4 protein-coding genes and 2 pseudogenes are annotated in these 7,876 nt (G+C 51.5%); 1 reads left to right on the top strand and 5 read right to left on the bottom strand.

All coding sequences use genetic code 11. The features are described from left to right. Nucleotides 1-230: 230 nt before the first annotated feature. The 3 genes from FH603_RS29165 to FH603_RS27245 all read right to left on the bottom strand — a co-directional run bounded on the left by FH603_RS29165 (nucleotide 231) and on the right by FH603_RS27245 (nucleotide 5,662). The gene (locus tag FH603_RS29165; RefSeq protein ID WP_317171344.1) at nucleotides 231-518 is read right to left on the bottom strand and encodes a tyrosine-type recombinase/integrase; all 288 of its coding nucleotides are present in this window, start codon (nucleotides 516-518) and stop codon (nucleotides 231-233) included. A 94-nt stretch (nucleotides 519-612) separates the two neighbouring features. After that, nucleotides 613-3,039 carry an ABC transporter permease gene (locus FH603_RS27250; RefSeq protein ID WP_186742352.1) on the bottom strand — a complete coding sequence of 809 codons (2,427 nt, stop codon included), beginning with the start codon at nucleotides 3,037-3,039 and terminating at the stop codon, nucleotides 613-615. Between the two features lie 175 nt (nucleotides 3,040-3,214). Further along, a complete protein-coding gene (locus FH603_RS27245) occupies nucleotides 3,215-5,662 on the bottom strand; it encodes an ABC transporter permease (protein ID WP_186742350.1) in 2,448 nt (815 codons plus the stop codon). Nucleotides 5,663-6,095: 433 nt separating this feature from the next. Here FH603_RS27245 and FH603_RS27240 point away from each other — a divergent pair, with 433 nt between their 5' ends. Then, nucleotides 6,096-6,908, top strand: a complete 813-nt coding sequence (locus FH603_RS27240; RefSeq protein ID WP_186742348.1) for a class I SAM-dependent methyltransferase — start codon at nucleotides 6,096-6,098, stop codon at nucleotides 6,906-6,908. Between the two features lie 74 nt (nucleotides 6,909-6,982). Here FH603_RS27240 and FH603_RS27235 read toward each other — a convergent pair. Together FH603_RS27235 and FH603_RS27230 are read right to left on the bottom strand one after the other, a co-directional pair. Next, a pseudogene (locus tag FH603_RS27235) lies at nucleotides 6,983-7,150 on the bottom strand (ABC transporter permease); the annotation flags it as partial. A 196-nt stretch (nucleotides 7,151-7,346) separates the two neighbouring features. Beyond that, nucleotides 7,347-7,769 (bottom strand): annotated as a pseudogene (locus tag FH603_RS27230) (hypothetical protein); the annotation flags it as partial. Nucleotides 7,770-7,876: the final 107 nt, after the last annotated feature.

Genomic DNA, 7,876 nt, shown 5'->3' with positions numbered 1-7,876 from the left:
TTGCTGTAAGGCAACACATCGACGACGCAGGATTTCATATTCGATTTGCTTGTAGCTTGCCATAGTAATTACAAGTTACAATTATTACGACTCTACTCACGCATCAATAATCGCTGTACGGTAAACAAACAATACAAGATACTCGTAACATATTTCGTATTGTTTGTTTCTGGACGTTGTATTGACGCATACCCCATTACACAAACGGTCTAATGGACTTTTGACCTTCTTTATACGTTGTCAATGACGTGTAGGTAGCGCCTTGTCGTCTTTATCTCGTTGTGGCCGAGCAGTTCCTGAATAAACTTGATGTCGGTGCCATCCTCAAGCAAATGAGTGGCATAGCTCTGCCGCCCACTTTGGCCATATATAACCTGCGCAAACAGCATGGTAAATACACCGGCGGCCAGCCCCGCAGTCAGACCAACGAGATTGATCGTGCTGAGCGACCAGTTGCGAATCAGATTCCGCCAGGCGATTTTGAGGTAGTTGGTTGGCCTGTCTATGTAGAGCCGCAACCGGTTGCGGCTTTATTATGGTAGTAAAAAATCCGGAGTATGAGCCATCCGGTTGTGGAGACGCGAAGGCCGGGGCGCCGATGCGCTCGCGTCTCTACTCGCTTCGTAACGATTTGACGGGGTTCATCAGGGCGGCTTTTATGCTTTGGAAGCTGACCGTTGCCAGGGCGATCAGGATGGCCGACAGACCGACGCCAATGAATACCCAGGGGCTTATCTCGATTCGGTACGAATAGTTATTCAGCCACGTTCGCATACCGAACCAGGCCAGCGGCACCGAAATGCACAGGGCAATCAGCACCAACTTGACAAAGCCACGGGATAACATCAGGACAATACCGGGTATGCTGGCACCCATCACTTTCCGGATACCGATCTCCTTGGTCCGCTGCTCGACCATCAGCAGGGCAATGGCAAACAAACCGATACACGACAGCAAGATAGCAATGCCCGATGCCAGACTCAATATCTGCGAAAGCTGCTCTTCATTCTGATACCAGGCGTCGACGTTTTCGTCCAGAAACGAGCCCATGAACTCCGATTGAGGGGCTACCTCGGCCCAAATCTTCTGGAGCTTCTCCATCGAGCCAGAGAGGCTTTGTGGCGATACCCGGACAAAGACATAGTGAATGGGTTCAGAGCCTGACAAATACATAGTTATCGGGTTGGCTTTGTCGGCTACTGAATACAGTCGGAAATCGGGCACGACACCGATGATCTGCGATTTGGTGCCGGTCGGGTCTTCATCATCGCCGAGTAACATACCGACCGGATTCGTCACGCCCATCATTTTGGCCATACTTTGCGTAACAATTACCCGGTTGGTCGAATCGCTGGCATAGGCCTGATTAAAATCGCGCCCGGCCAACAGCTTGATTTTGAGTGTTTTGAGGTAGTCAAAATCGACCAGCAACACATCGGTTGAGATTTTCTTGCCTTTGTTGGTGTACCCGACTGTCGATCTTGAGCTAACGCGATCTTTGCCTTTACCCAGGTTGACGCCGGTTCCCGTCAGGGACAGCACCGTCGGGTCATTGGCCAGCTTATTCCGTAGTCGCTGCAGCACCTGCCGACCGTTGATCTGTGTGCCCACCGGAATACTGATCACCTGCTCTTTGTCGAAACCAAGCGGGCTCTGGCGCAAATGGCCCACCTGCTGGAAAGCAATGACGGTGCAGCAAACCAGCAGGCAGGAGAGTGTAAACTGGGTAACGATGAGCGCGTTGCGCAACACCCCCGGCCGCTTTGTTGTCACTTTCCCCTTGAGCACGTCGACCGTATTGAACCTGGCCATTTGCCAGGCCGGATACCCACCCGCCACCAGTGTAACCAGCACGATGACAAACCCGCAGAGGGCTATGAACCCCGGCTGGAGCGCATAGGCCAGTTCGAGTTTGGCACCAAACTGGGCGTTGAAGGCAGGCATGAGCAGGTAAGCCAGCACGGTGCCGAACAGAAATCCCACGAAGCAAATCAACCCCGATTCGCTCCAGATCTGGATGAACAAACTACTTTTGAGCGCACCCAGCGATTTGCGAACGCCTATTTCCCTGGCCCTTGTGAATGATCGGGCAATACTCAGGTTGATAAAATTGATGCAGGCAATGGCCAGAATGAAAAAAGCCATGCCCATCAGCACGTAGATCACCGCCATGGGCGTGCCTTTGCTGTCGCTTAAATCCCGGTTGAAGTGGATATTGGCCAGCTTCTGTAGCCGTATAGCAAACAAATCACCGCGTGAATCGGGTTGGGCCTTTTTCTTCTTGAGTTCTTCGATAAACGCTTGAAAATACTTCTGCGCAAAAGGCTTCAAGCGATCTTCAAAGGTGGCCTGCTCTACCTCAGCCGGCAATTTCACGTATACGGCATGTGAATTATCGCCCCAGTTGTCTTTGCTGTTCTGGTAGTTTGGGGAATTCTCAATGCGAGCCAGGGCATCGAATCGAACCGACGAGTTGTCGGGGACATCGGCAGCAACGCCCGTCACGACATAGTCTTTCTGATTGCCGTCATTACCCATACGCAGCCGTTTGCCTACTGGGTTTGAGGTTCCGAACAGGTCCTTCGCCATGTTCTCACTGATCACAATACTCCCCAACTCGCGCAGGGCTGTTTCCCGATTTCCGGCCAGGAGCGGAAACGAAAAGATGCTTAGAAATTTGGGGTCCGTGAAGTTGATCAATTTGTCGAAATACTTGCCGTTGGCTTCGACCAGACTTTTTCGGCCGACCATAACGCGTGCGGCTTCCAGCTCGGGAAAGTCGGCGCTGAGGGCGGGCGAGAGTGGGAGTGGCATCGTTCCACTTTTAACCGGGTTTTCGGGGTCATTGGCGAATAGATACGTCTGGAAAATTCGTTCGCCATCCTTATGAAACGAGTCAAATGTCAGGTGCAGATAAGCCGTCAGCAGCAGGAAGACGCAGATGCAGAAAGCCACACCCAGCCCAACTACATTGATAGCGGCATAGCCCCGTTTTCTCCAGAGGGTGCGGAAGGCGATTTTGAGATAGTTAGTTAGCATGTTTTGAGGGAGGAGAGGGAGGAAGGAAAGGAGGAGAGGAGGAAAGGAGGAAAGGAGGAAAGGGAGGAAAGGGAGGAGAGGGAGGAAAGGGAGGAGAGGGAGGAGAGGGAGGAGAGGGAGGAAAGGGAGGAAAGGGAGGTCCTTTCTCCTTCCTCCCTTTCCTCCCTCTCCTCCTTCATTCCGTTTTCAACGACTTCACCGGATTCATCAACGCGGCTTTTACGCTTTGTAAACTTACCGTCAGCAAGGCGATACCAATGGCGAGCATACCCGCCAGCAGGAACATCCACCAGGCCATATCGACCTTGTATTCGAAATGCTGCAACCAGCGGTTCATGGCCCACCACGCTACGGGCGAGGCAATGACGATAGCGATCAAGACCAGCTTTAAAAAATCTTTGGAAAGCAGCGTAACGATGCTCGCTACCGAAGCACCCAGCACCTTGCGAACGCCAATCTCTTTGGTACGCTGCTCGGTGGTGAACATGGCCAGCCCGAACAGGCCCAGACAGGCGATGAAAATAGCGAGGGCCGATGCGACGGTAAATACCTGCCCGTATTGCTGTTCGCTCTGGTACTGCTTGTTGTAATTGGCATCGACGAAGTAAAACTCGAACGGGTTGCCAGGGTAGCTGGCTTTGTAAAGCCGTTCCAGCTCGGCCAGCTTGGCCTGAATGTTGTCCGTTGTCAGTTGAATCGTTAAATCGCTGGTCGACCGGCGGGGCATGAAAATGACCGGGTCGATGGCTTTTTGCAGTCCCTGATGATGGTAGTCTTTCACGATACCCACGAGTTCGTAGGGTTGTCCCCAGTTGATGATTTTACCGACGGCCTGCTCAGCCGAAGCAAAGCCCAACTGTCGGGCTGCGGTTTCGTTGATCATCAGTTTGCCGCTTTTCTCCCAGCCTGTCTCCGCTTCGCGAATTGTGAAATTCCGGCCAGCAGCCAGCCCAATTTCGTAGGTTTTCAGGAAACGGTCGTCAATGATCCCCATCGAATAGCTTTTCTTCTCATCGCCGGGACGCGGGTTCTGTCTGGTAATACCGTTTGTGGTGAAGTTGTAGAAGTTGCCGGGTACAATGGTCGTTTGCGAGAAGCTTTTCACATACGGTAGTTGTGCGAGCTGGTCCTCCAGCCTGGTCGTTTTGGGTGCGAAAGGGCCATCCCCAATCTCGGGCCGCTTGACCACTACCCGCTGCGCCAGCCGAACGCCAAGGTCTTTGTTCTGCATAAATTGCAATTGCCGGTACAGCACCATTGTGGCGATGACTAGAGCCACCGACGCACTAAACTGGGCCACCACCAGCGTTTTGCGTAACCAGCCACCTTTACCGGCCTGATAAGCTCCCTTGAGGGTTTTGATCGGCTGAAAGGAGGTTAGCGTAAAGGCCACATACCCACCCGAGGCCACAGCCCCCACGACTAAAAGCGCCAATCCCCCCAGCCAGAACCCGTTGGCATTCAGCACATCCAGCGACAATTCTTTCTGTACAAAGGCATTGAACGAACGCTGCAAGGATGCGACCAGCACCATCGCCAGCCCGAAGCCAGCCATATTCAATAGCAACGACTCGCCCAGAAACTGCACGATCAGTTGCCCCGGTGCCGCCCCAATCACCTTCCGGATGCCCACTTCTTTGGCTCGTTTCAGCGCACCCGCCGTTGACAGGTTTACGTAGTTGAACCACGCAATCAACAGGATCAGACCGGCAATGCCGCTCAGCAGATACACAAATCCCAAACTGCCACTGGTAGGATACGTATCGCTTAAGGATGCTGCCAGGTGCATACTGGTGGCGGGCTGGACCAGAAACAGGGTTTCGTCTTCGGGGGTTACTTTCTTTTTATAGGCATTGATTTTAGCCGCCAATGCGGCTTCGTTAGCGGGTATGCCGGGGGCTTCTTCGGCCAGTTTCAGAAAGGTCGTCAGATACGAACCGTCGAAGCTGTCCAGACGCGCCCAGTCATTACCGTTGAGGTTGGCGGGATTGGCCAGCGTTACCAGCGAAAAGACCGCGTCGAAGATCAGGTCGGAGTTTCGGGGCATATCGGCATACACCGCCGAAACAGTGTAGAGCGTCTTGCCAAACTGGTTGTTCAGCGTCAGCGTCTGGCCCAGTGGTTTTTTATCGCCAAAATATTTCCGGGCCTGCGACTGCGACAGGGCTACGGTATTGGGTTGCACCAGAGCTGATGCCGCCGTTCCCTCGACAATAGGGAAGGTGAACAGTGTAAAAAAACTGGCGTCAGCATACGCCAGTTTATCTTCCCGAAATGACTGTGCCGCCTGGCCGTTGCTGCCGTTGGCAACACTGATGATGCCATTCGCCGAATGCTCGCCGACGCGGCAGAAGTCGTTTACTTCCGGGAACTCCTGTTTTGCCAGCGGACCCACTGCCGGAGCCATATCACTTACTATGTCACCCTCGCGGTTTTGGGCGAGCACCCGGAACAGCGTTGGCAGGTTTTGGTGAAACCCGTTGACGCTGCGTTCGTAAGCTACATACTCCAGAATGAGCACGAAAGCCGCAATACCCAGCGCCAGCCCGGTACTATTGATAAGCGAGAACACCCGGTTTTTCCGCAGTGTACGCAGGGTTATTTTCAGGTAGTTTAGAAACATAAGGCTGGTAGCTGGCAGGTAAACGGATAAATACTGTTGTGGCCGATGAATAGGGCTCAACTCTTGTGCCACATCCTGAAATAGCCAATTCAAGCGAATCCGGGTGCATTGACTACCAGGTTTTGTCCGTAAATGGACAGAAACTGTCCGCTAATAAACGAAAGCGTGAGCGTATCACGCAACTCGGGAGGCCATGTAGGGTCGGGGCATTATGGATTGGTATCCGGTTACTCAAATTAAGTAAGGTCGGCGAAGGGATTATGATACCTTTCGTCTATATATAATTCAAGTTGCGAGATAGGCCCACAAGGACTTACTAGTTGTAGTTACTGTATCCTGGACGGCCACGTCCGGGCGTAAATACAGCTCATTAACGCCCGGACGTGGCCGTCCAGGATACAGTAACTAGTTCACCGGTCAAAAAAGAAAGCTAATGAACCCAAATAAAGCATTGTGGGAAAAAGGGGACTTCACCCAAATTGCCGCAACCATGCGCGAAAGTGGTGCCGCACTGGTTGGACAGCTAGGCATTACGCAGGGACTTTCCGTCCTTGACCTCGGTTGTGGCGATGGTACCACGGCCATACCCGAGGCAAAGCTTGGTGCTACGGTTTTAGGCGTCGATATAGCCCGTAATCTCGTTGACGCGGGCAACAGACGGGCCAGCGCAGAAGGGCTGACGAACTGCACCTTTCAGGAAGGTGATGCATCGGATTTGACCGACCTGAGCGATCAGTCGTTTGATCTGGTCGTAAGCATGTTCGGTGCCATGTTCGCACCCAGGCCCTTTGATGTGGCGAAGGAAATGGTTCGGGTTACCCGTCCGGGCGGACGAATCGTGATGGGAAACTGGATTCCGGGCGATCCAACGCTGGTTGCCCAGGTTTTAAAGATCAGCTCGGCCTATACACCGCCACCGCCGGAGGGGTTCCTGAGTCCTATGTTGTGGGGTATAGAGAGCCATGTGACGGAGCGTTTCGAAAAAGCCGGTATCGCAACGGAAAACATAACCTTCCTCCGCGATACGTTTACGTTCAACGCCCCTTACTCCCCCTCCGAATTTTTCAACACGTTCAAAACCTACTACGGCCCTACCATGAACGCGTTTGAGGCAGCCGAATCGAATGGCAAGGCACAGGAACTGGACCAGGCATTGGACGCTTTGTTTACCAGCCAAAACAAAAGCACCGACACCCACGTCACCTCCATACCGGCCACCTTCCTGCGCGTGACGGTTCAATGCTGATCGGGTAAATTCGAGAGTTGTTTTAGTAGAGACAACACAGGCGTTGTCTCTACGTCGGTCGTATGCGTATCCCCCTATTCGCTCCTCAGCGATTTGACGGGGTTCATCAGCGCGGTCCTTACACTCTGGAAACTCACCGTCAGCAGCGCAATGCTAATGGCCACTGCGCCCGCCAGCGCGAACATCCACCAGTCGATGTTGATTTTGTAGGCGAAGTCGGCTAGCCATTGGTTCATGGCGTACTAGGCGAGAGGCTAAGCGTGAATAGATTTTGGCTGTTTTGACGCTGTGTTTGATTTCGCTTTTTTATGAGTTGCCTTCTTCTTGTAATTACGAATAAACTCACTGATTTCCTGATGAGCCTTGTCTGTTAACGGCTCGCTTCTAATTACGAAGTCAATGCCTTTTGGTTCTTTAATGTATCCCATACCGCTATTACTAAAAATTAAACCCAAAATGAAATCCTGGTTCTCCGACGATAAATTTCGACCATTTATCGTCTAACTGTTTAAATCCATCAGGCATTTTTGTATGATAAAGACGGTGAGTAGTTGCAATTGATGGTTGAATGAAAAATCTGTCCTTAAAAAGTTTGATGTGATAACCAACGCGGTAAGTATTGAAAATCTGAAATCCATTGTCAATTTTTCTGCCGTCAGTATTCACAAAAGTTTGCCAAGTAGGCATTACATTAAGTTCGGCATATAAACCTTTCCACAAAAATCGCTGGTAAGCCACTGATAAGCCATACTCACGAATATACCCCGGAAATTCTTCTTCCGGCTTTCCGTATGATTTGTTTAAAAATGGGTGAATACCATTCGGCCAAGCATATTTCCAAGTTTTGGGTTCTAATGTAATACTAAATCAGAAGCTTCATGTCGTATATTAGTGGGATGAATTACTCGACTAAAATCAAGGAAGACTTGGATTTGTTGCAAACCATTGAAAAACAACAATATAAAGCT

The sequence above is a fragment of the Spirosoma utsteinense genome (assembly GCF_014282275.1).
GTDB classification, from domain to species: Bacteria; Bacteroidota; Bacteroidia; order Cytophagales; family Spirosomataceae; genus Spirosoma; species Spirosoma utsteinense.
The sequence above is the reverse complement of the archived record's forward strand: the minus strand, read 5'-3'. Positions and strand labels throughout refer to the sequence as shown.